Origin of the sequence: Candidatus Methanoperedens sp., assembly GCA_027460535.1 — an archaeon.
Classification (GTDB): Archaea; Halobacteriota; Methanosarcinia; order Methanosarcinales; family Methanoperedenaceae; genus Methanoperedens.
This window is the reverse complement of record JAPZAR010000020.1, coordinates 46,779-73,639: the sequence shown is the minus strand read 5'-3', so window position 1 is coordinate 73,639 and position 26,861 is coordinate 46,779. Positions and strand designations below refer to the sequence as shown.

Sequence of the window (26,861 nt, the reverse complement as noted above, 5' to 3'; positions counted from 1 at the left end):
TGAAAATATGCAACCGGTGATTTCGTGTTAAACCCCGCCAGCGGCGGCGCATCCGTTGGGGTCTGGGGTCGTAACCCCAGCGCCGTTAAGATAATGCTGACCGAAAGTGTTAATAGTACGCTTATCTGCGGTTTGTTTTCCAAAATACCGCTATTTTATTTTTGGGTAAGCCCTAAGACGTGTTGTCTGCTTTTGTCTCAGCACAGTTAGTTTCAAAAGTCCGTGAACTTATTGCAAAATATCAGGCATTACGGCACATAGCTGTTTTCGTTCTATTCTTAAATGCAGCTTCATCCTCTGTCACGGCTTCTTCTTCATCTTGTTTTTCATAATGAGAACGAAGCGTTTTCACTCTCTTCTCGTCCCAGCCTTTTGGAAATTTATTTTTCATTTGTCCTTTCGGGTCCCGCGCCTATATGCTATCAATGGCTTACCAATTAAATCCAAGGCTGTTATGACAAATACTTTTTGGTAGAAGTAGCGTTGGCAATGGCCATCTGGATAAACTTAATAGTGATTCGGTTTATTGAGTGGACAAATTAGAGATGAAAGATCATTATGAGCAAGAAAGCAGCAGTCATAAAAGGCGACGGCGTAGGACCCGAGCTTGTGAACAGCATGCTCCGTGTAATGGAAGCTGTCGGCACCAATGTTGAATTCATTATGTGCGAAGCAGGAGCTGAGTGGTGGGGGAAGCACGGCGGAGATTCACTCATCCCTCAAGAGACCTGGGATATTCTGGCAAGCACTGATGCGGGCTTCAAAGGTCCTACTACGACGCCCGGTGGCGCTGGTTCCCCGAAGAGCGTGGCAGTGTCTATTCGCCAGAAATTCAACCTGTATGCCAATGTCAGGCCGATAAAATCTTTCCCTAATACCCAGAAACCTCTTGGAGATGTTGATTTCGTGTGCGTGAGAGAAGGTACTGAAGGGTTCTACTTTGCAAAGGAAGTCCAGCTGACGGATGACGTCTTTATTTCCATAAGGAAAATTACGAAGCCTGCATGCCAGAACGTCGCACGATACGCATTTGAAGAAGCTGTGCGCAGGGGATGGAAAGCCGTGGTGGCGATCCATAAGAGCAATATTCTGAAGCAGACAGATGGTACATTCCTGGAGGAGGTAAAAAAGGTGGGTGAAAATTATTCCATTGAAGTGGAGGAATACCATATCGATAATATCGCCCAGCAGTTGATAAAGAACCCGCAGATATTCAACCAGAAAATCCTCTTATCCACAAATCTCTTCATGGATATCCTGAGCGAGGAATGCTCTGCCCTCGTGGGAAGCATAGGTCTGATATACTCGGCAAATATCGGCGATAGCTACGCCATGTTCGAACCTGCCCATGGCTCGGCGCCAAAATATGCGGGGCTGGATAAAGTAAATCCTGTGGCTACTGTGCTTGCAGGCGCGTGGCTGCTCGATTATCTCGGGGAGGGCAAGAATTCCATGGCTATCTTCGAGGCCACGGAAAAAGTAATAGCTGAAGGAAAATACCTGACCTACGACCTGGGAGGAAGCTCAAAGACAAGCGAGATGGTGGACGCGATAATCAGCAAAATAGTTTAACCGAATATCATTCCCATGCCACTTGCGGCATTTTCTTCTTCCGCGATAAAAGCGGCGGTGACTATTTTCTTTTCCTCCCCGACGAGCTTTTCAAGCCCGCAGCCTTCCAACCTTTCCTCTGCGCGATCGATGTCTTCTGAATTGGCTTTGATATACAGGAAATAACCCTTGCGTTCAGACCCCAGAAGCTTGCACTCCCTTACTGTATAACCGATGCGCTTAAAAAAATCATCTTCCAGTGCTTGTGCAACATCTTTGCTCACCTTATCTTCATAGAAGTAGACTGATTCCATTATTCTTACCTCAAATACCTAAATAGCCGCGGCGGTTAATAAACAATTCCAGTCAACTTCCTGAGCATCGTCAATCGAAATCCTGTCCCATCCTTTTGTCGGGATGTCCGGTTCCGTATTTCCCAGCAATTTTCTCCAGATTTCTAACCCCAGGTCTTCGAATTCATTCTTGCCCGCTGATATCTGTTCTGCTATTTTTATATCCTCATTTGAAATTTCCATTTCTTATCCCTGTTAAATTCATTGTCACTCATTGGAATTCTCAAGCATCCTCAGTTACACAACCATATATTGGAAGTTGCCACTGAAGTTGTGAAAATTAGGAAAAATTATGAAATTGAGGCTGCTATTCCCCTGATTAGTTAGATGGAGGTCGATACAATCTCTCAGGTTTCCCGTGAACTTTTGCGACCTATCAAAACTGGAGTGGCAGGCGGCAAGAAAGCTATTTACGTCTCGAAATCATCACGAACTTCGTGGGTGACACTCCTTGCCTGTTTCTTCGGACTGGCTTTACTTGCCCATCTTCGCAGAAATAGAATATTCCCTCTTCTTTTCCTCAAAGACATTAAAGGCATAAACGATTAATAAATAATTGCGCCTAGACTTTGCCAATAAGGAGGCTTACTACAAGTCCCATCATTATCGAGTACGTGACATTGATCATGGTCCCCGCCAGGAAAAATAAAGAGTTCTTTCTCATATCCTCATGCCGCACTATGGCTTTTGCAGCGAACACCAGCGCCAGGGCTGTATATGCTTCCAGGATCATAAAAGTAAGTATAAGCAGGTTTTCGCATTTCCCGATCACAAAACCAGTATCACGCACCTCTTTACTTATTTTTTGCCTTAGTGGTTCCTGCGATATCTTTGAAATAATGTAATTCACAACTGCTCCGCTTGTTGCAAGCAGCACAAAATATCCCCCTGCAAGGATGGCAACTTGAATGATATTCAAATCCATGAGCATCCGGCATCACGTCCTTACGGTCATTTGGTGCAGGACATGAATTAATCTTTCCTCGATGCCTCCGATTTCCTTCCACATCGAACGAGTGAGAACTTTGGAGACGGCCTGCTGCGTTATTCCGAGGGCCTTTGCAACCTCATTCTGGTTACCCGTGTTCCTGTATTCCCTCACTATCATGTGCTGTTTTGCCGACCAATTTTTTTTCAATAATAGAATCAGGTTAATCTCCCCTGCTATCAGCGTATCGGTTAATTCATAACCCGTGGACATATCAAACATCAGTTTTGACTTTTTGAGATCTTCCATCAAATCCGAGGCCTTGTGGAAGGCAGGCCCATCCATTTTTGCCGTATCACGGCTCTCAACCCCTATATCTACAGAATCCTGCACCAGTACGAAACGCATCGAATCCGGATAGAGTTGCTCCAGTATCATGGCTATTATTTCGTAGATATTCGATATATTTGAGAGAACGCCTTCAATTTCATCAATCCCTTTCAGGATCTTGAAACCTGCATGTATGCTCCCGCTATAGGTAGCGTTTACCATGGTACATGTTGTTTCTAATTTTTTTTGAAAAGTCCGCTTATCTTTTATCCGGCGTGAGGATATCACGTCGCACAGCACCACATAGTACCGCTTTTCCATACATCTCCTCTATACGCCTTCATGTATATAAAAACAATCTTTTTTAGGTGTAATTTAAAAAACAACCTAATAGGATTGTTATTTCAGAAACAACCTTCCACAGTTTTTATCACGCATATAAGACCTCTGAAGGAATTCCACAAATCATTAAATATCCTGCTGTTCATTGTAATGCCTGTTTTATGACGCTCCCAAAAGAACTTAACCTCACCAACAACGAAAAACGGGTTCTGCTTGCTCTTTCCAAAAAAGATGGATACTCTCCTGAAGGTCTTTCCGAAGTCTCAGAACTCAGCATCGAAGCATCCGTGCAATCAGCTTTCCTCCTTGCTGAAAAAAACCTCTGCGAAGTCACGGAAAAAGTCATGGCCATATACACCCTTACAAAAGAAGGTGAAACATACGCACAGCTTTCCCTGCCCGAGCGCCAGATAATCAATTCACTGACCGCGCCTCTTTCACTTTCCGAATTGAAAAAGAAGTTCCCTCCCCCGATGGTGGGTATCGCACTCGGGTGGCTTCGCAAGAAGAATTGGGCAAAGATAGAGGGGGAGATGATAATCCCATCAGGTAAAGCGGAAGTGGGCGAAGACGAGAATATTCTGGCAAAGCTCAAAAAGGGCCCGCTTTCAGAACTTGGAGATGCTGTACGGGACCTGTTGAAAAGGAACCTTGTAGAAAAGACAGAGAAAAAGACCCGAATCATTTCGATCACGGAACAAGGGAAGGCACTTGCAGCTTCCGGTTTGCCCATAATAGAGGAAATAGCGCAGCTAACACCTACAATTATCACGAGCGGCATCTGGAAAACAGCAAGGATCCGCCCTTACAATATCCATACTCCGGCAAAGCCGGTCTACGGCGCGAAGATCCATCCCTACCAGCGCCTCATCAACGAGATGCGCTCCATCTTCCTGGAGATGGGGTTCACTGAGATCAAAGGGGATATAGTTCAGAGCTCCTTCTGGAACTTCGACGCCCTTTTCCAGCCGCAGGACCATCCTGCGAGGGAGATGCAGGATACTTTCCATCTTGCAACGGAATGCGACCTGCCTGAAGAATACATCGAACCGGTCAGGGAGATGCATGAAAAAGGCGGCGGCATATCAAGGGGCTGGGGGGGTAAGTGGAGCGAGGGCGTTGCGCGCAAACAGGTACTAAGGACCCACACCACAGCTGTTACGATAAAATATCTCGCAGACCACCCCGAGCAGCCTTTGAAAGCCTTCTGTATTGACAGGGCTTACAGGCGCGAGGCCATAGACCCCACGCACACGCCCGAATTCGAGCAGCTGGAAGGGGTGGTGATGGATAAAGGTGTGAGTTTCAAGAACCTGCTCGGCTGTCTCACTGAATTCTATCACAGGATGGGATTTGAGGAGGTGCGTTTCAGGCCGGGATACTTCCCCTATACAGAGCCAAGCGTGGAGCCTGAAGTGTATATCGAGAGCAGGGGGAAGTGGGTGGAACTCGGCGGAGCCGGAGTGTTCAGGAAAGAGGTCACTCTGCCGCTCGGTATCAAATATCCCGTGCTGGCATGGGGGCTCGGTGTTAGCCGGGTGGCGATGCTGCGGTTGGGGCTCAAGGACTTAAGGGAGCTTTACCAGAGCGATATCGACTGGCTGAGGAAGAGCACGGTTTTATAATGGAAATTTTGGTCCGGTTTTGAAAATTTATAAGTAAGGAAACCGCAGATGAATGCTGATTTGTTGCTGCGTATCTGCATTTTCTGATTCATCTGCGGTTTACAAATCTTATTTTTTCATATGAATCGGCGAAATGGGTGCTTTACCATGCCGGATACGGCAAGACCAAGAACCAGATATTGATGAGGTACTATCCCGGCAGGTATGGAGCGCATTTACTAAATTCGGGTTCAAATATCCCATCTGGAATACGATCAAAGAGATAAATGGTCTTCCACTACCAGAGGATGACTGGCAGTATCATGTTAGCATCAATCATACAGCGATGTGTGAGAATACGGAATCCATCATAAACGGGTGGAGTCTGGGAATATATTATTTCCCGGAGCAGGCCGCCAGAACGGACATTTTTCATATTTGAGGCAGGCCGAGGCTGAGGAGGTCTCGACCTCTGCGGGCAAGCAGCGGAGGTTCTCAATCACTTCTGCACATGGGTACGCAGCCCTGTCGTATGCACTTTTACCCTATGCATTCTTGCAGGACTACATTGAGGCAGGCTATAACCAGAACGTGATGACCAGAGCGCCAAGGTTTGCACGCCGAAGGATCGCCTGAACCTCAACCCTGAGGCTATTTCAGTGATGAGATTATTCAGGTAAATGATTTGCTGGATGCCGAAGCTGAACCACTTCTGGAGATATAAATGACTGTCATAAAAATATCGGCTTCAGCTTGGTACAGGTTGTATATTAATACTTTCTCGAAAAACTGTGATAATCAGGAAACTATTTATCAAATAAACCACAATCTTTTCATTAGATCAATGTGCTGTTTGCGGCAGCAAGATTAGGGTTGGAATGTTCTCTTGGACTTATAAAAGTTCCTCTAAAGATAGTATCATTTAGATAAACTTGTGAGAATTATTCTGAATATCATGGAGCTGCCATTTGGATTTGAGGTGAATCTATGATAGAAAAATACAAAATGTTTATAGGTGGGAAGTGGGTTGATTCAATATCCGGAGAATTTTTTGATGTTATAAATCCTGCAACCGAGGAAAAAATCGCCCGGGTCCCGCTTGGCACAAAAGAAGATGCAAAAACTGCAATAGATGCAGCAAGAGATGCTTTTGACTCTGGTATCTGGTCTAATAAAACTCCAGCGGAGCGTTCCCAGATTCTCTGGAAGCTGGCAGATATTGTTGAGGCGAATGTTGAAAACCTTGCCAGGTTGGAATCAATGAATACAGGCAAGACAATAAAATACAGCAAAGATTCTGATTTTCCTTTTATAATCGATAATCTCAGGTTTTTCGCCGGCGCTGCCCGGATGCTGGAGGGCAGTGCTGCTTCAGAGTATACTGGATTGGGCATGAGCATAATCAGAAGAGAGCCCATTGGAGTCGTTGTAGGAGTGGTTCCCTGGAATTATCCCTTATACATAGCAATCTGGAAACTTGCGCCTGCGCTGGCAGCCGGGAATACGATAATACTCAAACCTGCGACCTATACTCCGCTGACACTTCTTGAGTTTGCTAAATTGGCGGATAAGGTAGGACTACCAAAAGGCGTTCTCAATGTTATAACAGGTCCGGGAGATAAGATCGGAGAAGAACTTGCAACGAGTCCCGGGGTGGATATGATCTCTTTGACCGGTGATACTTCTACAGGGAAGAAGATCATGCAAATGGCATCTGGTAACCTGAAAAAAGTACATCTGGAACTCGGGGGCAAAGCACCGTTTATCGTTATGGGTGATGCAGACATCGATGCAGCAACAGAAGGAGCAGTGGCTGGAGCTTTCCTGAACAGCGGACAGGATTGTACGGCTGCAACAAGAATTTACGTTCATGAAAGTATTCATGATGCATTTATCGATCTATTGGTAAAGAAAACGAGTAAAATAAGGATAGGGGATCCATTTGGGGAAAAAATCGACATGGGTCCTTTGATATCAGGACGACAGAGGGAAAGGATTGAATCGTATGTGAAATCCGGAATAGAAGGCGGAGCCAATCTTGTTTATGGGGGTAAAAGACCTGAGAACCTGAAGAAAGGCTATTTCTTTGAACCTACCATTTTTACAAATGTAGAACAGAAAATGAAAATCTGCCAGGAAGAAATTTTCGGCCCTGTATTATCTGTTTCCAGGTTTTCAAGCATTGATGAGGTAATTAGCAAAGCGAATGATGTTGTCTATGGATTGGCATCTTCAGTCTGGGGAAAAGATATTACAAACCTTATCAGGATTGCCAGCAAACTGAAATTTGGAACTGTCTGGATAAACGAGCACGGGTTGCTTACTTCTGAAATGCCGCATGGTGGCTTTAAACAGAGCGGAACGGGGAAAGACCTGTCAATATTTTCACTTGAGGAATACACAATAATTAAGCACGTTTATATCGACCAGACCGGTCTTGTCAGAAAGCCATGGTATTATACCGTTTTTGGAGAAAAATAAAGGAATTCGTATGAAGAATAATATGACAAAACAATTTAAGTTGGATAAATCAATGGCGATGTATACGGAAGCCTCGAAAATCATCCCAGGAGGAGTGGGATCAAACGCAAGGCTCATGAAAAGTGTCTGTCATGAGTTCGGACCCTGCAGCATTTTCATTGAAAAAGCTTTCGGGTCTCATATCTGGGATGTAGATGGAAATGAATATGTAGATTACCGGTTGGGTTATGGCCCGGTCATACTTGGTCACAGTTATAGAAAAATACATACAGCTGTGCATAAAGCAGATGAGAAGGGTCTGGTATATGCTTCTGATAATGAGCTTATGATCGACGTGGCAAAAACAGTAATAGATTTTGTGCCATCAATTGATATGCTCAGGTTTGCGGGCTCTGGAACAGAGGCAACGATGGGAGCAATACGGGTCGCCAAGGCATTCACAAAAAAGGACAAGATAATAAAGTTCGAGGGGCATTATCACGGATGGCATGATGCTGTTGCGTTTTCCACGAAACCCGGATATCAATCCCCAAGAGAAGCAATTCCTGCTTCATGGGGTATTTCAAAGGGTATGTCTCAATATACGCTGGTTTGCGAGTGGAATAAACCAGAAGAAATTGAATATATTGTGAAAGAGAATTACAAGGATGTTGCAGCAATAATTACAGAACCAGTTATGGGAAATTGCTCTGCCATCCCTCCGGCAAACGGCTACCTGAAATATCTAAAAGAACTGTGCGAAGAATATGATATTATCCTAATTTTCGATGAAGTAAAGACCGGATTCAGGCTTGGGAAAGGTGGAGCTCAAGAGCTCTTTGGGGTATATCCAGATCTTTCGACGTTTGCAAAATCACTGGGAAATGGATATCCAATAGCAGCTTTTGGGGGAAGAAAAGATATTATGGAGCTGATAGGACCCGGGAAAGTCATGCATGGCGGTACATATTCTGCAAATCCAGTTTCGCTTACTGCCAGCAAGGCTACTTTAGAAGAACTTGAAAAGGATAGCGTATGGGCTCATCTTGAAAATTATGGGAAAAGCATGATGAAAGGCATCGATGAAATCCTTGACGACCATAAAATCCCTCATGTTGTCCATGGTTATCCAACAATGTTCCAGTATCTCTTTACAGAGAAGGAGAAAATAATAAATTATCGAGACCTCGCTCATTGTGATATGAAACAGTTTACAAAGGTCCAATATGAACTCTTAAAGAGAGGTATTATGATCGACGAAGATGGCGAGGAAGCGATATACACCTCATATTCCCATTCTAAAGATGATTTAAACAAAACACTGGAGGCATTGAGTGAATCTATTGGTGCAATGAAATGAAAATTATCGTCCTGGGCGGATACGGGGAAATGGGGAGGATAACGGTAATTGATCTATTGGAAACATTCAAAGGAAAGATTGTCGTTGCAGGCAGGAATGAAGAAAAAGCAAAAATGTTTGCAGAATCCTTCAACAGTAAAAATATCATGCATGCAAAAGCAGATGCCGATGAAGTGGAAAAAATGATAGAACTCCTGAAAGGCTCTGATGTTGTAATCAATGCAACCCAATACACCACCAATTTACAGGTAATGGAAGCGGCGCTTTCCGCAGGAGTGAATTATGTTGACCTTGGCGGTCTTTTTCACATGACCAAAAAGCAATTGAAATTGGATTCAAGTTTCAAAAAGAAAAATATTCTTGCTGTTGTGGGATGTGGTGCAACGCCAGGAATTACAAACATAATGGCTGCCTACGGTTCGGGATTCCTTGATGCCATAGACTCCATACGTGTGTATTTCGCTGACAAGGATTATACGAAGTACAGTATGCCATTTGTGGTTCCATACTCGATGCGTACGATATTTGATGAATTTTCAATGGAACCGGCGATATTCTCTGGCGGAAAAATAAGATTCGTGAAGCCCCTTACCGGGGAAGAGGAAATCGAGTTTCCTTCACCTGTGAACAGTGCTACATGTTTTTATACGCTCCATTCAGAAGTCGCTACTTTCCCTTCATCGTTCAAAGATAAAGGTATCAAGAATTGCAGCTTTAAAGGTGGTTTCCCGAAAGAGTTTGTTGAAAGAATTAAGTTCCTCATAGACACCGGTTTTGCGTCAACAACTCCTGTGAAATATAAGAACTTTGACGTTGTTCCCCTTGACTTTACCGTCAGTTTGTTGAACAGGTTTATTCCGGAAAAAGACAGGATAAAAGATGTAGAGTTCCTGAGAGTGGAATTGAGGGGAAAGAGCAACCGAAAGACAAGGAATGTGGTAGTATACTGTGAATCAAGATCAAACTCCAGGTGGAATATACCAGCAGGTACCTGGGATACCGGCGTGCCGCCGTCAATAATCGCACAAATGATTACCGAAAAAAAAATTGAAAAGCGTGGTGTCATGCCTCCTGAACTGTGTATAAATCCCGAATTGTTTTTTGGGGAGTTGGCAAAACGCGAAATTTATCTTTCATTTCAGGAGAACCAGGAAAGCATGCGAAGTCTCACTGGTGCAAAAAGACATTAAGACATGTAATAACTATGAAAGAATAATGGTGAGAGGTGATACAATATGGAAATCATAGATATATCGTCAATACTTTTTGCATATATTGGAGCTGCAATTATACTTTACGGAGGGATTTTAACAATAATCAAAACTTTGCAATTGGAATTGAAAAGGTCAATAGAACTCAGTTTTCATGATATTCGCAGAGATTTCACACATAAGATCGTATTTGGATTGGACTTTCTCGTTGCCAGTGATATTTTGAAGACAATTGTTGCTCCCAGCCAGGAAGAGATTATCTTTCTTGGCGCTACTGTCAGCATCAGAACGGTGATGGGGTACTTTTTAACGAAGGAGGCGACCGAGTTCGATAGCAGTAGAAAAGAGGTTTGTTGATTTATGAAATTAGAAACCAGTGTCTCCGAGATAATCAAACGAACACACGATGTAAAGAGCTTCAGGTTTAGAAGACCACAAGGTTTTGATTACGATCCCGGTCAATTTTTATTCGTAACAATTCTCAGCGAGGGTAATAAAATCACTAAGCATTTTACGATCTCAAGCAGTCCAACGGAAAAGGAGTTTATTGAATTCACAAAAAAGATTACAGACCATGAGTTCTCAGTTGCTCTTGACAGGCTCAAAATAGGGGATTGGGCATACCTTGATGGGCCATACGGGAATTTTGCGTTCAACGGTGAATATCCCAGAGTAGGGATGATAACGGGGGGTATCGGGATAACGCCACTTAGGAGCATGATTAAATATTGCACGGATAATGAAATGAAATCCCGTATTACTTTTTTATATGGAAACAGGAATCAAGAAAGCATAGTTTTCAAGGAAGAACTGGATCGCCTGGAAAAGCTAAATCAAAACCTCAGGGTAATCCATACACTGTCCCAGCCAGATGAGAAATGGAAAGGAAGGCGTGGACATATAGACGTCCAGATGGTCTTAGAAGAGATACCAGATTATAAAGAATGTGTTTTTTATGTTTGCGGTCCGTCGTCCCTTGTAACAAGTTCTGTAGAAATTCTCAAAACATTGGAAATTCAAGACGATATGATCCATCAAGAAAATTTTCCAGGGTATTGACCATGTTATCTCACAGATTAGAACATATTACCGAATCGGTAATTCGTGATATGTCACGGCTTGCCGTAACACGTCATGCCGTCAACCTTGCCCAGGGATTTCCAGATTTTCCTGTCCCTGATGAGATTAAACGCGCTGCTGCTTCTGCAATAATGGGAGACTATAATCAGTATTCCATCACATGGGGTGGAAAAGATCTCTGACATTTCTGGCATCGGTAGTCTAAAGCCGGGAGGAAAACTGCGGGTAGTTGCAAAAGTTGATGGAAAAGACAAGATCTTCAACGTTATAGCAAGACTTGACGCACCTGTTGAACTAGATTTTTATCGAAATGGAGGAATCTTGCATACGTTCCTCAGGAATATGTTAGATAACAAAAGGAGATGAAATACATGAAAAAGATGGTATCTATTAATCCTGCTACCGGGGATGTAAATAGGGAATTTGAGTTTTATTCGCAAGAAAGGATAAATGAATCGATTAAGAGATCAAAAGATGCATTTTCGGACTGGAAAAGGCTTGACGTATCTGAGAGAGGAAAACATCTCATTAACGCCGCAAAAGTATTACGAAGAAGAAAGGTGGAACTTGGCGAAATCATCACTACGGAAATGGGTAAACCCATAAGAGAATCAATACCAGAGATTGAAAAATGTGCCTGGGCTCTTGAGTATTTTGCAGAGAATGCAAAGAAATTTTTAGAACCCCAGATTGTGGAAACGGACGCGAAGAAAGCGTATGTCTCATTTGAACCGCGGGGGACAATACTGTGCATCATGCCATGGAACTTTCCTTTCTGGCAGGCACTGCGTTTTGCTGCTCCTGCTCTTTCTGGGGGAAATGTTGTTCTTCTTAAACATTCAAGCTACGTCCCATTATGTGCACTTGAAATTGAAAAAGTATTTTCAGATGCTGGATTTCCCGAAGGGGTTTTCCAGACGCTGCTTATTGATGGGCCAACAGCATCGTCGCTTATCGAGAGAAAAGAGATAGATGCAGTATCATTGACAGGGAGCGTTTCTGCAGGAGAAAAGGTGGCAGAAGTTTGCGGACAGAACATGAAAAAGTTCGTTCTCGAACTTGGTGGAAGTGATCCTTTCATCGTACTTGAAGATGCTGATATTGAACAGGCTGCAAAGATCGCGGTTTTGAGCAGGTTCCAGGATGCTGGTCAGAGCTGTATCGCTGCGAAACGGTTCATCGTTATACAAAGTATTGCTGAAGAGTTCACCTCAAAGTTCGTGGAAATTGCTTCGAAACTCAAGGTCGGAGATCCAATGAATCCAGATACTGACATGGGTCCCCTTGTAAGAAAAGAACAGATCCAGATCATTGAGGATCAGGTGAAGGATTCGTTATCAAAGGGTGCAAAAGTGTTACTCGGAGGAGGAAGACTTCCTGGAAATGGGTATTTTTATTCCCCTGTTATCCTTACTGATGTAACAAAAGAAATGAAAGTTATAAATGAGGAAACATTTGCCCCGGTAGCACCAGTAATTCCAGTTAAAGATGAAGCAGAAGCGATAAGGATTGCTAATGATTCAGAGCTGGGTCTTGGTGCAAGTTTATGGACAAAGGACACTAATAAAGGTATTCATTTGTCAAGGGAACTTGAATCAGGAGTTGTAGTCATAAATTCCCTTGTTAAATCCGATCCACGCCTGCCTTTTGGAGGGATTAAGAAAAGCGGTATTGGACGGGAGCTTTCTAAATTCGGGCTCTATGAATTCATGAACATCAAATCCGTATCAGTGTTCTGAAATGAAATATGGCAGGCAACCTACACTTTCTACTGATCACGCATCGTAAATATAATTAAGTTCATCTATAGCAGATCAGGGCAAGGGTAATTATATTGGAGAGAGGATTTTCTTTATCAGTATATCTAATTAATCCGAATAGCTAAAATACATAATCAATAAAATCAATATATTGCGGTTATAGGAGATAATATGGATAAAAAAGAAGCCATTAAGTTATGCATATGCGGGCTTTGTCCCACATATATCGAATGCAGGGAAGAAATAGCATTTTGTCTTTCGACAATTGGAAAAAGCAAATGCATTAAAGAGGAAAAAGGATGTTTGTGCCCGGGCTGTCCGGTTCACGAAAAAATGGGGTTTAGACATGTTTACTACTGCATCCGCGGAAACGAAAAAGATCAGCTTGCAAAAAAGTAAAGCCTGGAAATGCAGCGTGTGCGGGTATATCCATAAGGGAAATGAGCCTCCGGAAGAATGTCCCCAATGCAGTAGTTCTTCTAAAGAATATTCGGAACTAAATGATAAGCAAAAACTCAGATACGATGGGGAAAAATTTGATGTTTTATTGATTAATGGAAGTTCTCACAGAGGTCATAATACTGGAGTTTTAGTAAGTTTGGCAGAAAAAGCTCTTAAAAGAACAGGCGTGAGTTATAGACTGTTTAATTTGAACGAATTGGATATTCAACACTGCTGGTGCTGCTACAGTATGAGGGATTCTGCATGCACATACCCATGCAGGAACCAGCTGGATGATGCGCCTGCACTCCATGAGATGATAGTTGATTCCAAAGCAGTGATCGTGGCTTCTCCTATAAATTGGAATAATATTTCTGCGCGATTAAAGGATTTTCTGGACAGGCTGACATGCCTTCAAAATCTTTATTTACTGAAAAAAGAAGGCTTAACTACTGGAAAAGTTGTTGGGATTTTAGTCAATGGCCATGAGGATGGAGGAATGAAAACGGCATTGGACATTTTTATTTATTTTCAGCAAATGGGGTATGTTCTTGCTCCGTTCGGTTTTGTATATAGAACTCATGGCGCACAATATAATGCAAAAACAGACGATGATTTTTTCAAAAATGACGACGTATTAAAGAAAGAAGTCGAGGGCATTATTAACAATGTTATTGAAACAATGAAACAGGATCTGGAAACAAACTTGAAAGATAAAATATTTCCTGTTTGTGAATGATGTTAATGAAGTTCGCCTGGGAATATGTGCAAGCAACCATGCATTCATATTAAATCGATTTCTTAATGACAGATGTGCCTCAAGAATTATGATTTATTTGAAAAATAGCCAGCAAATGAACGCAGAAAATGCAGATGCTTAGCAACAAATCTGCGTTTATCGGCGTCATGCCCACCGCAATGCAAAGACACGTAACTCCACGTATGGCGAAGCCATACGTCAAGGGTTGCGCCCCTTGAGGACGCGTCCACGTATGCCAGTACGCTGGCATACGTGTGCACGGCGTCAACTGACGTGACGGTTGACGTGAACGCGCCCTCCTAAGGCGCAACTCGGGAGGCCCGTGACTCTGGGCGCTTTTATCTGCGGTTAAATAAATTGAAAAAGTAGCTACGCAAGATTCAATTCTTTCAACTTCTCCTGTGTCGGTACCCCATTCTTATCCCAGCCCCTTAATTGATAATACTCATCCAGCGCTTTTTCAAATTCCGCCCTGTTTATTCCCTCATTCCCGAAGAATCGCTCAGGAAGGCAATCGTCCTTTCGCGAGAACCCCGCTTTATTATTGAACAGCCTTTCAAGGTTCCATATCCTCTCGCCACATTTCAAGAATTTTTCTGTGGAATAATCCACACCGGTTGCAGTACTTAGAAGATTTGCTAATTCTCTTTCCGAGATCGCAAATGATACGAACTTGCACAGCACCAGTGAGTCCAGGGACGCAGAGGCATTCTGTAATACCTGCACAAGTCCTGCTTTTCCTGAAAACGTCAGCCTGTCTACCTTTTCCGGCCTGCCGAGGACTTCTGGCGCCACCGTATATGCCCTCAGATGGCATCCTCCTCGATTGGAAGTGGCATAGGCAATCGCCATGCCCAGCACTCCTCTTGGGTCGTATCCCGGGATCTCAAGCCCTTTTACATGCATCGCGACATCTTTTCCACGCGATTGCGCAAATGTCTTTGAACCCTTTCCAAGGTCTTTGCCGATACCTTCATTCTCGCCGATTTTTTTTACAAGCCCGGATAACTCTTTCATATCCTCGCCCATTATCTCGGCATACGCCGCAATGGTAGAACCGGAGGATATAGTATCTATCCCATAATCATTGCAGAAGCGGTTGGCCCTGATTATCATATCCATATCCGCGTTGTTATTATCAGGCCCGTAGGCCCAGAGGGTTTCGTATTCCGGGACTTCGTATCCTTCCATTGCTCCGCTTTTAATTATGTGCTTGCACGCCACAACGCAATTATAACACGCATGTCCTTTAATATCATAATTTTCTTTGATGAATTCGCCTGAAATTTTATCCATACCGCTAAATTCACTTCTCTGAAAGTTCCCCGTGGGCAATATTTTCGTATAATTCATCAGGCTCGCCATAGCTGAAGTCCCGTATGTGGACAGACCTTTTGAAGATCCTGATTTCAAAAGACGGAGCGCATCCTGGCAGGCTTCCTCAAACCCCGCTTCATCCGCAATCGATGGTCTCCTGTCCCCTTTCACCACGATCGCCTTGAGCTTCTTTGAACCCATTACCGCACCCAGACCTCCGCGCCCTGCGGCATGAAAGTAATCATTCATGACATTTGCAATGGGAACAAGCCTCTCCCCCGCCCGCCCGATGCATGCAACGCGCCCTTTAGATAAGAGTTTATCCGTGCATGCCCTGACGTTCTCTCCCCATAATTGTTCTGCGTGATGTATCTCAATTTTTTCGTTCTCGATAGAAATATAAGATGGCTCCTCTGAAGCCCCTTTTATCAAAAGCGCATCTATCCCTGCGAACTTTAGCTCTTTCCCGAAAAAACCCCCGCTGCTGGAACCAAATATCGTTCCTGTAAGTGGGGATTTTGATACCATAGCGTGCCTGCCCGACATGGGAGCCCCCGTTCCGGTAAGAGGGCCAGTCGCGAATATAAGGAAATTTTCCGGGCCCAAGGGGTCGATATCGGTGCTCACAGCATCATAATACAGCTTAACTCCCAGCCCTCTCCCTCCGATAAAGTAATGAAGTGTACTTAAATCACTCTTTGTTTCTGTGATCTTCTCATCAGTCAGATCTATCTCTATGATCCTGCCTGCCCAGCCTTTCATATGATTTAGAATATGTTTTTTTGTATTAAAGATATGTGTGAGCGAAACTACCCCGAAGATTCCTCCCTCAATCCACTCATGATTTTCAATATCATATCGATATCCTTCGCTTCGTTTATCTTTTTGCGCTCGGATCTTATATTTTCCCTTTTTTTCAGGAACCACTGGGCTTTAAGCTTCAAATCACTATAAGCCATCATATCATATTTGCTGCATAAAGCTGCATACTCAAAAAATTCTCCTATCTGGTCCCCGAACGTTCGTGGCTGTAATAGTTCCCCCGTATCGAGATAATGTGCGATCCTGCGGAAGATATATGGATTACCGATGGCAGCCCTTCCTATCATTATCCCATCGCACTGCGTGTATTTCAGCACAAGCTCGGCTTGCTTTTCATCAGAGATATCCCCGTTTGCAATCACTGGGATCGAAAGCTCGTTTTTTATTTTCCTGATTATCTCAAGGTTTGATTTTCCTGAGTACTGCTGTTTTGGTGTCCTCCCGTGAACTGTTATCGCGCTTGCCCCTGATTTTTCAATGATACGTGCTATTTTCAGTGTTTCTTCATGGCTATTCAACACTCTTATCTTTGCAGTCACAGGCACATCAAGAGATCCCGATAATTTTTTTATTATATCTTCGACCTCCTCCGGCTTTTTTAAAAGCGCCGACCCGAACCCATTTCTAAGAACACACTGGGAAGGACAGCCAAAATTCATATCTATAAGTTCAGGCATGTGGATTTCTTGAAGGATGGAGGCTGATCTCACCAGGGCGTCGGCACTGGAACCAAGTAACTGGATACCAAAAGGCCGCTCATCCATGCAGGTAACGCCCCTTGCGATACTCTTCGGGTTCTTTCTTACGATTCCCTCAGAACAGGCCATTTCAGAGTACACAAGGGAGGCACCATGTTTTTTGCAGAGAAGCCTCATTGGCAAGTTGGTGACTCCGGACATGGGGGCAAGGAGGAGACATCCGTTCAATCTCAATTTTCCGATATTCATACGTTTTGTTCTGTCATATGTTTTTCTTGAATAGAAAAGTATTTTCCAGATGTAGCCGTTTCATTACTTAAATTTAATCATTTGTGAAGATTTCGGGCTCTAGACTAGAAATCGCATCAATAAGTAAAAAAATATAAATAGTAGTATTGCAAGATAGAATATTATGAAAGTTGTTTTTAGAATTATCGGCTCTGAGGACGACCTTGCCGATGTAAGTGACAATGAAGAGAACGTACATTTCTGTTTCAGGCCTTCTGAAAAAAACATTTTTGAAGTGGTGAATAAATGCCCGAGGCTGAAAAGAATACAATTGCCTTCGTCATACCACAAGACGATTTCAAATACCACAAAGATGTTTTTAAAAATGAGAAATGTGAAATTGGTTGTTGGGGATATCTGGGGTCACAGGACTGATATCGATAGATTTGCGGAGATCGATGTTTAGTGATGGAGATTTACATCTCATATCTTCGCGGCAAGTATAACCGTGAGCTGTTCAAAGCTGAATCTTTCCACAGCCTTATTTGTTACCGTATAACCCAATGATTCCATCATCTCTTTTACCTGTTCTATCCCCGTAAGAGAGGATAAGACCATCAGAATCCTGCCCTTTTCAACAAGGCGATCACCTGCATTCTCAAGAAAACTGTAGATCACCCTCCTTCCATCGTATCCCCCATCCAGAGCCGTGTTCATCCAATCCTTTGTCCTTTCGCCTTCTCCGGTTGGCAGGTATGGTGGATTGAAGATTATCATGTCAAATTTTCCTTTAAGGCAATGCAAGAGATCTCCTCTTATGACCTCTACCCCGTTTTCTTTTGTGGTCTTTACTGCATGTGGGTTAATATCGATACCGATAACACTGGCTTTTGAATGTTCTTTTATAACCCGTGATATTATCCCGCTTCCACATCCGACTTCTAAAACGGTTTCCGATTCTCTTATTTCCGACAATGCCGCATCAGCAAGCATGAATGAATCTTCCGAAGGTTCATATACATTTGGTGCAATTTTTACTGTAGTATTCTTATATGAAATCTTCATTGGGAGGCCTGATACATTTCAGGAAATAGAAAAGTGGGGAAAAGCCTTATTTTGCTATTTTCCCATTTGCTACTCCGGTGGCATGACAGTCTGCGCAGAACTTGGGCTGATGACAGTCACTGCAAACTTTACCAATCAAAACCTGCGTCTTATGTGTTTTTAACCAATCGCTCGGATGTTCATTGCCGTGACAATTGGCACACAGGTCCTTTTTTATTTCCGGTGAATGCAGAACATTGGAGTGACAGTTGTAGCATGCGATCTTATTGTTCGTGACATGGGTATTGTGCACTAAGCTGAAATCATCGTACTTGTCAACTCTCTCCTTGACATTGTGGCAGGAGAAGCATTTCTCTTTCGGAACAATGTCATTAGCATTGCTTGATATATTGGTATGGCAGGTCAGGCATTCAAATCCCCGGCTCAAATGACTTGTATGATTGAAGTTCGTATAATTGCTGTGCGTCATTTCCTTCGGTGGACCGTGGCAGGAGGGGCAGCCGGATATTGACGTATTGCCCGCCACATCCCTGAAGTGACATGTAAAGCATGTTGAATTCGTGACCACGATATGCCCGACATCGTTGCTCGCCATATTAGGATGGCACTGCATGCATGTAGGATCTGTTACTGACTGATGTTCTCTCATCCCTATTACAAGCATGGAGTGGCAGCTCGTGCATGTTAGTGATATTCCTCTTTTGGATTCGAGCAGGTGATTTTTATGGCTGAAGTTCACGCCCATGTAACCGATATCTGAAGAAAAGATATGCTTCTCATGGCAGGCAAGGCAGTTTTTGTCCATGACCTTAGCATATAATTGGCCTGAATATTCATCAACTGTCGTCTCATAGCTGTAGAATTGCATTAGTCCATTGATCTTGCCTTTGATATGCCCGATTAACCCGGGTTCATAATGGCATTCCACACATCGAACATCATTATGCGAGGAAGTTCGCCATGAGTCATAGTAAGGCCTCATAATATGGCAGTTCTTCCCGCAGAAAGCAGGATTCTCGGTTATTTCAAGCATTTTCTCAGAAACTACTACCACTGCTGAGAACATGACTACTAATATTATAATTATTGGAACCTTATTTGCTGAAATCCAATTCTTTATGATTGTTGTAGATGATATTTTATCCATTGAATGTACCTTTCACCGTTTCTTTATCAAATATATTATCGCAAAAATCCCGAACAACAGGACTATCCCTGGCCATGAAGCTCGCGGCACCGTGGGTTCTGCGCCCGAAGCCTCGTATTCCGCCTTTTTGGCCCAATCCACTCCGCTTTGGATTTGCTCGTCAAAGTTCTTCAGATCAAATCCATGCCACAGGGAAGGAATCTCATCCAGTACTGCATTTGCCTTGTCCAGATTCATCTGTGCTGAAGATATATCATTTCCCTTTGCTTTGGCATCGGCAATGGCATTTTTCGCTTTCATTACCTCTGCCTGGAATTCACCCGCCTTTTCGAGAGCCTTTTTTGCATCCTGCGGAACGCTCGCTGTTGCTATCTGATCTACTGAATTATGGCAAGCACTGCACAGATTGGTCAGCTCCGAGGATTTGAGCACCTTGAAACTGTGAGGTTGATGGCAGGTTGTACAGGATGGACCTTGTGATGTGGATCTCAATCTCTGGTAATGCATGGTGTTCTTGAAATGGTCAAGTTCTGCAGTATGGCATTTCCCGCATGTTTCCGGGATGTTCTTAAAATAAATGGTGCTATTCGGGTCGGTTATATTTTTCATTGAGGCATGGGCTCCCGATTCTGTGTTCGCGCGCGCATCCCCGCCATGGCATTTGTCACATGTGACATAATATATTGAATGGGTGGAATCTGACCACTGCTGAAAATTATCCGAAGCTCTTTTCCTAATGACATCCTCATGGCATTCAAGAGAGCATGATATGTTCCTTTCGGTATGATTAATTCTTATTTCGTTAAATCGTTTCTGCTCATCTGTAAAAGGAGACAAAGCCTTATGGCAGTCAACGCATGAGTTATTGAGAACGTCTAAATGTGATGCCCCTGCAGAACCCACGAAATATACAAGGAATAAGCAGCAAAGGGAAATCCGTATGCATGTATTTTTTTGTCTTCTTGTTTTCAAAAACATTTTTCGCTTCCACCGTTATTGTGATGATAAATATCCTATCTTCCTAAATATTCATATCTTCCATTAAATATCCTATCTTCAAGTAATTCCTATAAGCCAAAACCTAGTACCCGTTTTTCAATCTGGCAAATTTTAATAATCTGACGATCTAATACAATAAATACCTTACGATTAGTGAATTTTTTTGTCTTTTAAAATTTATTCCGCAACCTCTTCATCCATATCTTTCCATGGTGGAAGTATGTACGTTACAACTAAAAGGATGATGAAAGGAATTATCATTATTATAATCGCTGGCAGCACACCTTCCTGGCTGAAGAAAACCGGAACATAGGTAAGGGTTCCGCTGAGGCTCTTTGAGATCTCCTGCCCTCCAATTACAACATTCCATCTCATCGCGAACACGCCTATCACGACAAAAATGGATGAAATCGCGATCATTATCATCTTCAGCGTTTCACGATTCTTCATCATACCCACCAGAAGAATAAGAATGAACGGGATGAAAATACCCAATCCAAGTTGAACACCGTAGAAAGTAGTGGCGATCTTATCGGAAAGAAGCCTGTTGATTATATCGATCCGCTCAAGCGACTCATATTTCATGCTGATGATCTCAAGCATTTCCAGTGTGAAGTCCAATATCAGGAAAATCCACAGGTAATGTGCCAGTGAATGAAGGCATTTGTGGTCTATAGCATGTTTTCGTATCTTCATGGCCGCAATATACAGCAGGATCAGAAGAGCTATCCCCGATACAATGGCTGACATCAGGAATATGAGAGGCATAAGCGGGGTAGACCACCAGGGATTCGCCTTGATCCCACCAAATATGAAACCCACATATCCATGAAGGAAAGCTGCGGAAGGAATTCCTATTATTGCAAGCCTTTTGGCGAGTTTTTCATCCTGATGCAAGGCCTTTTCTGAAATATCGTATGAGAAAAGAGCCAGCGCCGAGTATAATAGTTCTTTCCATCCCCTGGAATTATGGGCCATCTTGACTATGTCCTCTCTGAAGGATAACCAGATTTCAAGCACGACCACAATCAGATAAAACGAATATATATATCCAAATCCCGACATTGCGGAGGTAAGATGAGGGGTGAACATGATCTCGATCCCTCGCTCTGGATGCCCAAGATGTGTAAGCAACGGCATTGTCGCGACTAACAGGAAAGAGAGTGCCGTAAGTAGCGCGAATCTGGCAACAGGCCTTATCTCTTTTTTTCCAAAAACATGATACAGCGATGATGCGATAAAAGCTCCCGCTACGAGCCCGGTTATATATGGATATAATACGATCAGTACGCTCCATTGTATTTCAGCTTCATTTGGGTATATGTATCCCCAGATCAAACTCTCCATCATTTCACATCCATGTCCAATCCAACATAATATACCTTGGGTTTCGTTCCCAGGTCAATTTTAAGAACACTGATCCTTTCCTTATCCAGGATCTTATTGACCGCGCTGTCTGGATCTCTCAAATCCCCAAATATCCTGGCGCCCACCGGACATGCCTGTACGCAGGCGGGCAGAAGACCCTTTGTGATCCTGTGATAGCACCAGGTACATTTGTCAGCTGTCTTCCTTTCAGAGTTAAAATATCTGGCACCATAAGGGCACCCCTGGATACAGTAGCGGCAGCCGATACAGTAATCATAATCTACAAGCACGACCCCATCCTTTGTCTCATATGTGGCCCCAACGGGACAGACCTGAACACAGGGTGGGCTGTCGCAATGGTTGCATATCTTGGGAACATAAAAGGCTTTTTTGATTTCATCGTCCGGGATATCATCCGTAAACCCATCTATGCTTCCATTGGGTGAATCTATTTTGACTTCCCCCTCTTTCAGGACCCTGTATCTTTCAACCCATGTCCTGTAAACGGGTTCGTCAAAAGGGACATGGTTCTCAAGCTTGCATGCTCTCGCGCACCTGCCGCATCCTATGCATTTTCGGGTATCGATGACATAGCCCCAGTAATGCTTGTTCCAATCATATTCAGCAGGGGGGGGATCCTTGGCTGCACTGCCGTTTGTTACAATCGATTCTACAACAGCACTGCCCGCTACTGCCCCTATGATAACCCTGCATCCGAATTTCGTGAATTCTCGTCTTGATAAGCTCATGTTAATCATCCCTTATACGAACCACGGTTTGTGCGGGTTATGGCAGTAAGTACATTGTAAATTTTCACCGTGGGATTCCGGATCTATCTGCGGGAAATCAGAGGGTCGTGATATCCGCTTAAAGTGACACAGGCCGCAGAAATCCCTTGAAGCGTTTGCCGGCGTAGGCATTATCCTTACATTACTGACATGGTTCTCCGAAGCTCCATGGCAGGTTTCACAATTGACTGTTTTATGCCCTGAGGTGCTCCAGATCGAATAGATAGTCGTATGGCAACTTTCTTCACCACAACTTGCAGAGCCTGCATGTTCTACGGGTAGATTTCTGAGATCATTAACAGAGTTACCCCTGTACCACCCGTACTGACCGAAGGTTTCGGGAACTATCAGGGATCTTACGAATATAAACCCGATTATTGCAATGAACAACAGCATAAAAGCCCGTTTCAAGTGTGGCTGCATTAATTTCACCTGTATATGTGACCGAATATCGTTTTTATCAAGTTTTTATTCCCTGTTCTTTCTTAATATATACAGTACAGCCAGCAATGAGATAACTCCTGCTAATCCCACAAACCCAGGGGCCTTGGGAGTCTCTGTTATTGATGGACCTGGTGTCGGTTTGACAATATCTTCGGCCTGATTTATTTCCTTGTTGGCCAAATCCACCTGATCTTCAAAATGCGTGAGATTGAACTCATGCCACATGGGCGCAAGAGCTTGAACCATATTGATCGCATTATCTGTATGCATCTGCGCCTGTGTTACGTCAGTCCCATTCTTCTTGGCAAAGAAGATATCCTGCTGGGTCATATCGATATTGAATTTTAACTTGTTCACTTTCCCAAGCAGGTAGTCTGCCTGGGCAGGAATGTCGTATGGTGCGACCTTTTTGTAAATTGAATGGCAGGTACCACAGAAATTCCTGAACTCTTCCGGATTCAATACCTTGAAAGTATGAGGTGCATGGCAAGTGGTACACGTCGGGGCGGTTTGTAATGCCTCCAGCTTCTGATAATGTTTGCTGGTCTGGAAATTATCCAATTCTCTTGAATGGCATTTACCGCACGTTTGGGGGACGTTGGTATAATACACCGGGCTTTCAGGATCGGTAGGTTTCTTGATACCAACATGCGCTTGATCTTTTGAGGCTTGCTTTGGATCTCCCCCGTGGCACATTTCACATGTTATTCCCTTCAGACCGTGAAGTGACTCTGACCACTGCTGATAATTTGCGGTAGCAAGCTGCCTTACCCTGTCTTCATGGCATTCGAGTGAACAGGAAACGTTTCTCTCAAGATGCTCTATCCTTATCTGGTTAAACTGTTTCTGTACTTCAAGGAATGGAGATAATGTTTTATGGCAATCGATGCATGAATTTTCAGAAGCCACAGCCTGTGGGATCAAGAACAGGATTCCCGTTAATACTAAAAAAGTTATTGTACTAAATTTTACTTGCATTTTTTCAGACCTACCCGTTTTCGTGATTCGTTTTAATATATGTCTTCCTTATTAGACCTATCCATTTTTTACCAACACAATTTGTTAATCTATATATATAACTTTTGGTGTTATTCCGTATTTTGGACAGAGAGCCAATGCATAGTGAATATTATGAATCGAAATCGATGTCATCTCAAACCTGTATCATGAAACAATATCTATATGAATTAAAATGATGTAAAAGTAACCCGAATATATTCAGCAGTTATCAATATGACGAAAGACATCCTGACAAAAGTAAAACTCGCAAAAAACGCCTCCATCCAGCTTGCAAGCGTCCCCTCTCATATAAAGAACAAAGCCCTTGCCGGAATGTCAAAAGCCCTTGACTCGAACAGAGAAAAAATAATCTCAGCTAATAAGAAAGACATTGCTGCAGCTGAAAAACTTGCTGAGGCCGATAAACTTTCAGAGGCTCTTATCAAAAGGCTGAAAGTGGACGATCCCAAACTGGACGAGATGATCGCGGGGATAAACGATGTAATCAAATTTGAAGATCCGGTTGGAAAGACCCTTTCAGCCCTTGAGCTTGACAGAGGTCTTGAGCTTTTCCAGGTCAGCTGCCCGATTGGATTGATAGGGGTCATCTTCGAATCACGCCCGGATGTAGTGCCGCAGATAATGTCGCTTTGCCTTAAGAGTGGGAACGCCACCATCTTCAAAGGCGGAAGCGAAGCCTCAAATTCCAACAGGACTATCTTTGATTTGCTTGTGGATGCGATCGAAAATGTGGAAGGCATGCCGAGAAGTGCTTTTGCGCTCATGGAAACCAGGGAAGAGGTCAACGAAATGCTGAAACTCGATGAGTACGTCAACCTCATAATTCCAAGGGGCTCGAATGAATTCGTCAAATACATTCAGGATAACACGAGGATTCCTGTGCTCGGTCATTCCGCAGGTATATGTCATGTATACGTTGACAGCATCGCGGACCTGACTAAAGCTTACGACGTATGCTATGATGCAAAGGTCCAATATCCAGCAGTCTGCAATGCCATGGAAACACTGCTTGTGCACAGGGATATCGCCGAAAAGTTCCTGCCTGAGATGGGAAAGCGTTACAACGGCGCAGGGGTGGAACTGCGGTGCGATAATGGGTCATTCGAAATCCTATCGAAAATGGGGTTCCTGAAGGCCGTGCTTCATGCCACAGAAAAAGACTGGAGAACCGAGTACAACGACCTGATCCTTTCCATCAGGATAGTGGATTCACTGGATGAAGGAATTGAGCATATCAATAAATATGGTTCTCATCATACCGATGCCATTGTCACAGAAGATAAAAGTAATGCTGCCAGGTTCATCGAGCTTGTAGATTCATCCAGTGTCATGTGGAACGCCTCCACACGTTTTTCAGATGGTTATAGATACGGAAAAGGTGCAGAAGTAGGTATCAGCACGAACAAAATCCATGCCCGAGGCCCTGTTGGGATGGAAGGGCTTTTGATCTACAAATATGTGCTGCTTGGGAATGGCAACAAGGTTGCTGATTATGTCGGCAAGGAAGCCCGTAAATATACCCATAAGAAGTTAAATTTAAGACTTTCAGATAAAATGAGCAGAGTATGAAAACGGTTCCTGAAAGTAAGGTTGATAGAAGAGAGCTTTTTAAGGACATCAAACGGATCGTCATTAAGATCGGAACGTCATCTCTGAGCAGCGAAAATGGAACTTTCAACCGCAGGCTGACAGAAAATATCGCCCGCCAGGTGGCAAAACTCAGGGAGAAAGGAAAAACGTTGATCGTAGTAAGTTCAGGTGCCATAGGGATAGGATGCGAGGAACTGAAGATGAAAGCGCCCCTGCGGGAAATCCCGCTCAGGCAGGCCGCCGCTGCTGTAGGCCAGAACATCCTGATGCAGGAATGGATGGCAGCCTTCAATAAATACGACCTCAAGGTGGCACAGATACTGCTGACCTATGAAGCCTTCTCGAACCGTATGACCTATCTTAATCTTCGGAATTCCATCTCGGCTCTCCTGGAAGCCGGTGTAGTTCCTATAATCAATGAGAACGACCCGATATGCGTGCATGAGATAGAAGCGACCTTCGGGGATAATGACAAGCTCTCTGCAATGGTGGCAAGCAAGGTCGAGGCAGAGCTTCTGATACTGTTATCCGATATAGATGGTTTGTACAATAAGAACCCCAAGAAAAATGAAGATGCGCAGCTAATAAGCGTAATAGAAAAGATAACGCCTGAAATCGAGAGCTACGGCGGGAGTCCTACAAGTTTGAAAGGCGTTGGGGGCATGAGGACCAAGATAGAGGCTGCCAAGATAACATCCATAGCTGGATGCCACATGGTTATAGCCAACAGCAACTTTGATGATGGGGTAATGAAGATCGTGGAGGGAGAAAACATCGGAACGCTCTTCCTTGCAAAGGATGGGAAATACAAGAACAGAACGCGCTGGATAATCCTCTCGAAACCTTCTGGAAAGCTTATCGTGGATAAAGGTGCGGAAAAGGCGATAAGGAACAAGAGAGGGCTTTTACCTTCCGGGATCATCGATGTCACCGGCCCGTTTGACAGAGGTGATATTATCGAGATGGAAAGCGATGGGCTGGTATTTGCTAAGGGTATCACGGATTATACCTCATCCGAATTGAATAAGATCAAGGGAAAACACTCCGATATGATAGAAAAAGTACTCGGATACAAGAATTACGATGAAGTTGTCAGGAAGACGAATATAGGGCTGCTGTAATTCTTGAGTTCACATTTATTTTGGGAGTTGGGCGTGATTTTCACTCTATATCTTGCTCATACCTGGAAGTGCTA

30 protein-coding genes are annotated in these 26,861 nt (G+C 43.6%); 16 read left to right on the top strand and 14 right to left on the bottom strand.

The window, feature by feature from the left end; translation table 11 throughout:
- Positions 1–241 precede the first annotated feature (241 nt).
- Positions 242–391: a hypothetical protein gene (locus O8C65_08400; GenBank protein MCZ7356939.1), complete on the bottom strand. Its 150-nt coding sequence runs from the start codon at positions 389–391 to the stop codon at positions 242–244.
- 167 nt (positions 392–558) lie between these two features.
- Between O8C65_08400 and O8C65_08395 the strand changes: the two genes are divergently transcribed.
- On the top strand, positions 559–1,572 hold the full coding sequence (locus tag O8C65_08395) for an isocitrate/isopropylmalate dehydrogenase family protein (GenBank protein ID MCZ7356938.1): 1,014 nt from the start codon (positions 559–561) through the stop codon (positions 1,570–1,572).
- On the opposite strand, the gene O8C65_08390 is transcribed toward O8C65_08395, so the two are convergent.
- Together O8C65_08390 and O8C65_08385 are read right to left on the bottom strand one after the other, a co-directional pair.
- The gene (locus O8C65_08390; GenBank protein ID MCZ7356937.1) at positions 1,569–1,865 is read right to left on the bottom strand and encodes a hypothetical protein; all 297 of its coding nucleotides are present in this window, start codon (positions 1,863–1,865) and stop codon (positions 1,569–1,571) included. The two genes, O8C65_08395 and O8C65_08390, sit on opposite strands and share 4 nt — an antisense overlap.
- Positions 1,866–1,883: 18 nt before the next feature.
- Positions 1,884–2,087, bottom strand: a complete 204-nt coding sequence (locus O8C65_08385) for a hypothetical protein (GenBank protein ID MCZ7356936.1) — start codon at positions 2,085–2,087, stop codon at positions 1,884–1,886.
- A gap of 144 nt (positions 2,088–2,231) precedes the next feature.
- On the opposite strand from O8C65_08385, the gene O8C65_08380 reads away from it, so the two are divergent.
- On the top strand, positions 2,232–2,453 hold the full coding sequence (locus O8C65_08380) for a hypothetical protein (protein ID MCZ7356935.1): 222 nt from the start codon (positions 2,232–2,234) through the stop codon (positions 2,451–2,453).
- A gap of 13 nt (positions 2,454–2,466) precedes the next feature.
- Here O8C65_08380 and O8C65_08375 read toward each other — a convergent pair whose 3' ends face one another.
- Both O8C65_08375 and O8C65_08370 read right to left on the bottom strand, forming a co-directional pair.
- A complete protein-coding gene (locus O8C65_08375) occupies positions 2,467–2,829 on the bottom strand; it encodes a hypothetical protein (protein ID MCZ7356934.1) in 363 nt (120 codons plus the stop codon).
- 12 nt (positions 2,830–2,841) lie between these two features.
- Entirely contained in the window at positions 2,842–3,483 is a 642-nt protein-coding gene (locus tag O8C65_08370; GenBank protein MCZ7356933.1) for a SatD family protein, read from the bottom strand.
- A gap of 182 nt (positions 3,484–3,665) precedes the next feature.
- Here O8C65_08370 and O8C65_08365 point away from each other — a divergent pair, with 182 nt between their 5' ends.
- The 11 genes from O8C65_08365 to O8C65_08315 all read left to right on the top strand — a co-directional run bounded on the left by O8C65_08365 (position 3,666) and on the right by O8C65_08315 (position 14,159).
- On the top strand, positions 3,666–5,129 hold the full coding sequence (locus O8C65_08365) for a phenylalanine--tRNA ligase subunit alpha (GenBank protein ID MCZ7356932.1): 1,464 nt from the start codon (positions 3,666–3,668) through the stop codon (positions 5,127–5,129).
- Positions 5,130–5,486: 357 nt separating this feature from the next.
- Complete coding sequence (locus tag O8C65_08360; GenBank protein ID MCZ7356931.1) at positions 5,487–5,744, top strand: hypothetical protein; 258 nt, start codon at positions 5,487–5,489, stop codon at positions 5,742–5,744.
- 351 nt (positions 5,745–6,095) lie between these two features.
- A complete protein-coding gene (locus O8C65_08355; protein ID MCZ7356930.1) occupies positions 6,096–7,589 on the top strand; it encodes an aminobutyraldehyde dehydrogenase in 1,494 nt (497 codons plus the stop codon).
- A 22-nt stretch (positions 7,590–7,611) separates the two neighbouring features.
- Entirely contained in the window at positions 7,612–8,928 is a 1,317-nt protein-coding gene (locus tag O8C65_08350; GenBank protein MCZ7356929.1) for an aspartate aminotransferase family protein, read from the top strand.
- A complete protein-coding gene (locus tag O8C65_08345) occupies positions 8,925–10,118 on the top strand; it encodes a saccharopine dehydrogenase NADP-binding domain-containing protein (GenBank protein ID MCZ7356928.1) in 1,194 nt (397 codons plus the stop codon). The genes O8C65_08350 and O8C65_08345 overlap by 4 nt, the downstream gene beginning before the upstream one ends.
- Positions 10,119–10,163: 45 nt before the next feature.
- A complete protein-coding gene (locus tag O8C65_08340; protein ID MCZ7356927.1) occupies positions 10,164–10,496 on the top strand; it encodes a DUF1622 domain-containing protein in 333 nt (110 codons plus the stop codon).
- Positions 10,497–10,499: 3 nt separating this feature from the next.
- Entirely contained in the window at positions 10,500–11,198 is a 699-nt protein-coding gene (locus O8C65_08335) for an FAD-dependent oxidoreductase (GenBank protein ID MCZ7356926.1), read from the top strand.
- A 2-nt stretch (positions 11,199–11,200) separates the two neighbouring features.
- On the top strand, positions 11,201–11,401 hold the full coding sequence (locus tag O8C65_08330) for a hypothetical protein (protein MCZ7356925.1): 201 nt from the start codon (positions 11,201–11,203) through the stop codon (positions 11,399–11,401).
- 189 nt (positions 11,402–11,590) lie between these two features.
- Positions 11,591–12,958 (top strand): NAD-dependent succinate-semialdehyde dehydrogenase, encoded by a 1,368-nt coding sequence (locus O8C65_08325; GenBank protein MCZ7356924.1) that lies wholly within the window; start codon positions 11,591–11,593, stop codon positions 12,956–12,958.
- A 192-nt stretch (positions 12,959–13,150) separates the two neighbouring features.
- Complete coding sequence (locus O8C65_08320; protein MCZ7356923.1) at positions 13,151–13,378, top strand: DUF2769 domain-containing protein; 228 nt, start codon at positions 13,151–13,153, stop codon at positions 13,376–13,378.
- Positions 13,379–13,394: 16 nt separating this feature from the next.
- Positions 13,395–14,159 (top strand): NAD(P)H-dependent oxidoreductase, encoded by a 765-nt coding sequence (locus O8C65_08315; GenBank protein ID MCZ7356922.1) that lies wholly within the window; start codon positions 13,395–13,397, stop codon positions 14,157–14,159.
- 390 nt (positions 14,160–14,549) lie between these two features.
- Here O8C65_08315 and O8C65_08310 read toward each other — a convergent pair whose 3' ends face one another.
- Positions 14,550–16,259 (bottom strand): aldehyde ferredoxin oxidoreductase family protein, encoded by a 1,710-nt coding sequence (locus O8C65_08310; GenBank protein ID MCZ7356921.1) that lies wholly within the window; start codon positions 16,257–16,259, stop codon positions 14,550–14,552.
- Positions 16,260–16,306: 47 nt separating this feature from the next.
- A complete protein-coding gene (locus tag O8C65_08305) occupies positions 16,307–17,266 on the bottom strand; it encodes a tRNA-dihydrouridine synthase family protein (protein ID MCZ7356920.1) in 960 nt (319 codons plus the stop codon).
- Between the two features lie 163 nt (positions 17,267–17,429).
- Here O8C65_08305 and O8C65_08300 point away from each other — a divergent pair, with 163 nt between their 5' ends.
- Positions 17,430–17,711: a DUF1699 family protein gene (locus tag O8C65_08300; GenBank protein ID MCZ7356919.1), complete on the top strand. Its 282-nt coding sequence runs from the start codon at positions 17,430–17,432 to the stop codon at positions 17,709–17,711.
- Positions 17,712–17,728: 17 nt separating this feature from the next.
- On the opposite strand, the gene O8C65_08295 is transcribed toward O8C65_08300, so the two are convergent.
- From O8C65_08295 to O8C65_08265, 7 genes are all read right to left on the bottom strand, one after another.
- The gene (locus O8C65_08295) at positions 17,729–18,310 is read right to left on the bottom strand and encodes a class I SAM-dependent methyltransferase (GenBank protein ID MCZ7356918.1); all 582 of its coding nucleotides are present in this window, start codon (positions 18,308–18,310) and stop codon (positions 17,729–17,731) included.
- A 46-nt stretch (positions 18,311–18,356) separates the two neighbouring features.
- The gene (locus O8C65_08290; GenBank protein ID MCZ7356917.1) at positions 18,357–19,457 is read right to left on the bottom strand and encodes a cytochrome c3 family protein; all 1,101 of its coding nucleotides are present in this window, start codon (positions 19,455–19,457) and stop codon (positions 18,357–18,359) included.
- Between the two features lie 12 nt (positions 19,458–19,469).
- Positions 19,470–20,435, bottom strand: a complete 966-nt coding sequence (locus tag O8C65_08285; protein ID MCZ7356916.1) for a hypothetical protein — start codon at positions 20,433–20,435, stop codon at positions 19,470–19,472.
- Positions 20,436–20,633: 198 nt separating this feature from the next.
- The gene (gene nrfD / locus O8C65_08280; GenBank protein MCZ7356915.1) at positions 20,634–21,806 is read right to left on the bottom strand and encodes a polysulfide reductase NrfD; all 1,173 of its coding nucleotides are present in this window, start codon (positions 21,804–21,806) and stop codon (positions 20,634–20,636) included.
- Positions 21,803–22,573 carry a 4Fe-4S dicluster domain-containing protein gene (locus O8C65_08275; GenBank protein MCZ7356914.1) on the bottom strand — a complete coding sequence of 257 codons (771 nt, stop codon included), beginning with the start codon at positions 22,571–22,573 and terminating at the stop codon, positions 21,803–21,805. The genes nrfD and O8C65_08275 overlap by 4 nt, the downstream gene beginning before the upstream one ends.
- Positions 22,574–22,585: 12 nt before the next feature.
- On the bottom strand, positions 22,586–23,035 hold the full coding sequence (locus O8C65_08270; protein MCZ7356913.1) for a multiheme c-type cytochrome: 450 nt from the start codon (positions 23,033–23,035) through the stop codon (positions 22,586–22,588).
- A gap of 45 nt (positions 23,036–23,080) precedes the next feature.
- Positions 23,081–24,034 (bottom strand): cytochrome c3 family protein, encoded by a 954-nt coding sequence (locus tag O8C65_08265; protein ID MCZ7356912.1) that lies wholly within the window; start codon positions 24,032–24,034, stop codon positions 23,081–23,083.
- A 255-nt stretch (positions 24,035–24,289) separates the two neighbouring features.
- Between O8C65_08265 and O8C65_08260 the strand changes: the two genes are divergently transcribed.
- Both O8C65_08260 and proB read left to right on the top strand, forming a co-directional pair.
- Positions 24,290–25,645, top strand: a complete 1,356-nt coding sequence (locus tag O8C65_08260; GenBank protein ID MCZ7356911.1) for a glutamate-5-semialdehyde dehydrogenase — start codon at positions 24,290–24,292, stop codon at positions 25,643–25,645.
- A complete protein-coding gene (gene proB, locus O8C65_08255; GenBank protein MCZ7356910.1) occupies positions 25,642–26,787 on the top strand; it encodes a glutamate 5-kinase in 1,146 nt (381 codons plus the stop codon). The genes O8C65_08260 and proB overlap by 4 nt, the downstream gene beginning before the upstream one ends.
- The last annotated feature ends 74 nt before the right edge of the window (positions 26,788–26,861 follow it).

What these genes read in the sequence shown, in the direction of transcription:
- O8C65_08400 (MCZ7356939.1), bottom strand. Translation starts at nt 391, where the DNA reads ATGAAAAATAAATTTCCAAAAGGCTGGGACGAGAAGAGAGTGAAAACG.
- O8C65_08395 (MCZ7356938.1), top strand. Translation starts at nt 559, where the DNA reads ATGAGCAAGAAAGCAGCAGTCATAAAAGGCGACGGCGTAGGACCCGAG.
- O8C65_08390 (MCZ7356937.1), bottom strand. Translation starts at nt 1,865, where the DNA reads ATGGAATCAGTCTACTTCTATGAAGATAAGGTGAGCAAAGATGTTGCA.
- O8C65_08385 (MCZ7356936.1), bottom strand. Translation starts at nt 2,087, where the DNA reads ATGGAAATTTCAAATGAGGATATAAAAATAGCAGAACAGATATCAGCG.
- O8C65_08380 (MCZ7356935.1), top strand. Translation starts at nt 2,232, where the DNA reads ATGGAGGTCGATACAATCTCTCAGGTTTCCCGTGAACTTTTGCGACCT.
- O8C65_08375 (MCZ7356934.1), bottom strand. Translation starts at nt 2,829, where the DNA reads ATGGATTTGAATATCATTCAAGTTGCCATCCTTGCAGGGGGATATTTT.
- O8C65_08370 (MCZ7356933.1), bottom strand. Translation starts at nt 3,483, where the DNA reads ATGGAAAAGCGGTACTATGTGGTGCTGTGCGACGTGATATCCTCACGC.
- O8C65_08365 (MCZ7356932.1), top strand. Translation starts at nt 3,666, where the DNA reads ATGACGCTCCCAAAAGAACTTAACCTCACCAACAACGAAAAACGGGTT.
- O8C65_08355 (MCZ7356930.1), top strand. Translation starts at nt 6,096, where the DNA reads ATGATAGAAAAATACAAAATGTTTATAGGTGGGAAGTGGGTTGATTCA.
- O8C65_08350 (MCZ7356929.1), top strand. Translation starts at nt 7,612, where the DNA reads ATGACAAAACAATTTAAGTTGGATAAATCAATGGCGATGTATACGGAA.
- O8C65_08345 (MCZ7356928.1), top strand. Translation starts at nt 8,925, where the DNA reads ATGAAAATTATCGTCCTGGGCGGATACGGGGAAATGGGGAGGATAACG.
- O8C65_08340 (MCZ7356927.1), top strand. Translation starts at nt 10,164, where the DNA reads ATGGAAATCATAGATATATCGTCAATACTTTTTGCATATATTGGAGCT.
- O8C65_08335 (MCZ7356926.1), top strand. Translation starts at nt 10,500, where the DNA reads ATGAAATTAGAAACCAGTGTCTCCGAGATAATCAAACGAACACACGAT.
- O8C65_08330 (MCZ7356925.1), top strand. Translation starts at nt 11,201, where the DNA reads ATGTTATCTCACAGATTAGAACATATTACCGAATCGGTAATTCGTGAT.
- O8C65_08325 (MCZ7356924.1), top strand. Translation starts at nt 11,591, where the DNA reads ATGAAAAAGATGGTATCTATTAATCCTGCTACCGGGGATGTAAATAGG.
- O8C65_08320 (MCZ7356923.1), top strand. Translation starts at nt 13,151, where the DNA reads ATGGATAAAAAAGAAGCCATTAAGTTATGCATATGCGGGCTTTGTCCC.
- O8C65_08310 (MCZ7356921.1), bottom strand. Translation starts at nt 16,259, where the DNA reads ATGAAAGGCTGGGCAGGCAGGATCATAGAGATAGATCTGACTGATGAG.
- O8C65_08305 (MCZ7356920.1), bottom strand. Translation starts at nt 17,266, where the DNA reads ATGAATATCGGAAAATTGAGATTGAACGGATGTCTCCTCCTTGCCCCC.
- O8C65_08300 (MCZ7356919.1), top strand. Translation starts at nt 17,430, where the DNA reads ATGAAAGTTGTTTTTAGAATTATCGGCTCTGAGGACGACCTTGCCGAT.
- O8C65_08295 (MCZ7356918.1), bottom strand. Translation starts at nt 18,310, where the DNA reads ATGAAGATTTCATATAAGAATACTACAGTAAAAATTGCACCAAATGTA.
- O8C65_08290 (MCZ7356917.1), bottom strand. Translation starts at nt 19,457, where the DNA reads ATGGATAAAATATCATCTACAACAATCATAAAGAATTGGATTTCAGCA.
- O8C65_08285 (MCZ7356916.1), bottom strand. Translation starts at nt 20,435, where the DNA reads ATGTTTTTGAAAACAAGAAGACAAAAAAATACATGCATACGGATTTCC.
- nrfD (MCZ7356915.1), bottom strand. Translation starts at nt 21,806, where the DNA reads ATGATGGAGAGTTTGATCTGGGGATACATATACCCAAATGAAGCTGAA.
- O8C65_08275 (MCZ7356914.1), bottom strand. Translation starts at nt 22,573, where the DNA reads ATGAGCTTATCAAGACGAGAATTCACGAAATTCGGATGCAGGGTTATC.
- O8C65_08270 (MCZ7356913.1), bottom strand. Translation starts at nt 23,035, where the DNA reads ATGCAGCCACACTTGAAACGGGCTTTTATGCTGTTGTTCATTGCAATA.
- O8C65_08265 (MCZ7356912.1), bottom strand. Translation starts at nt 24,034, where the DNA reads ATGCAAGTAAAATTTAGTACAATAACTTTTTTAGTATTAACGGGAATC.
- O8C65_08260 (MCZ7356911.1), top strand. Translation starts at nt 24,290, where the DNA reads ATGACGAAAGACATCCTGACAAAAGTAAAACTCGCAAAAAACGCCTCC.
- proB (MCZ7356910.1), top strand. Translation starts at nt 25,642, where the DNA reads ATGAAAACGGTTCCTGAAAGTAAGGTTGATAGAAGAGAGCTTTTTAAG.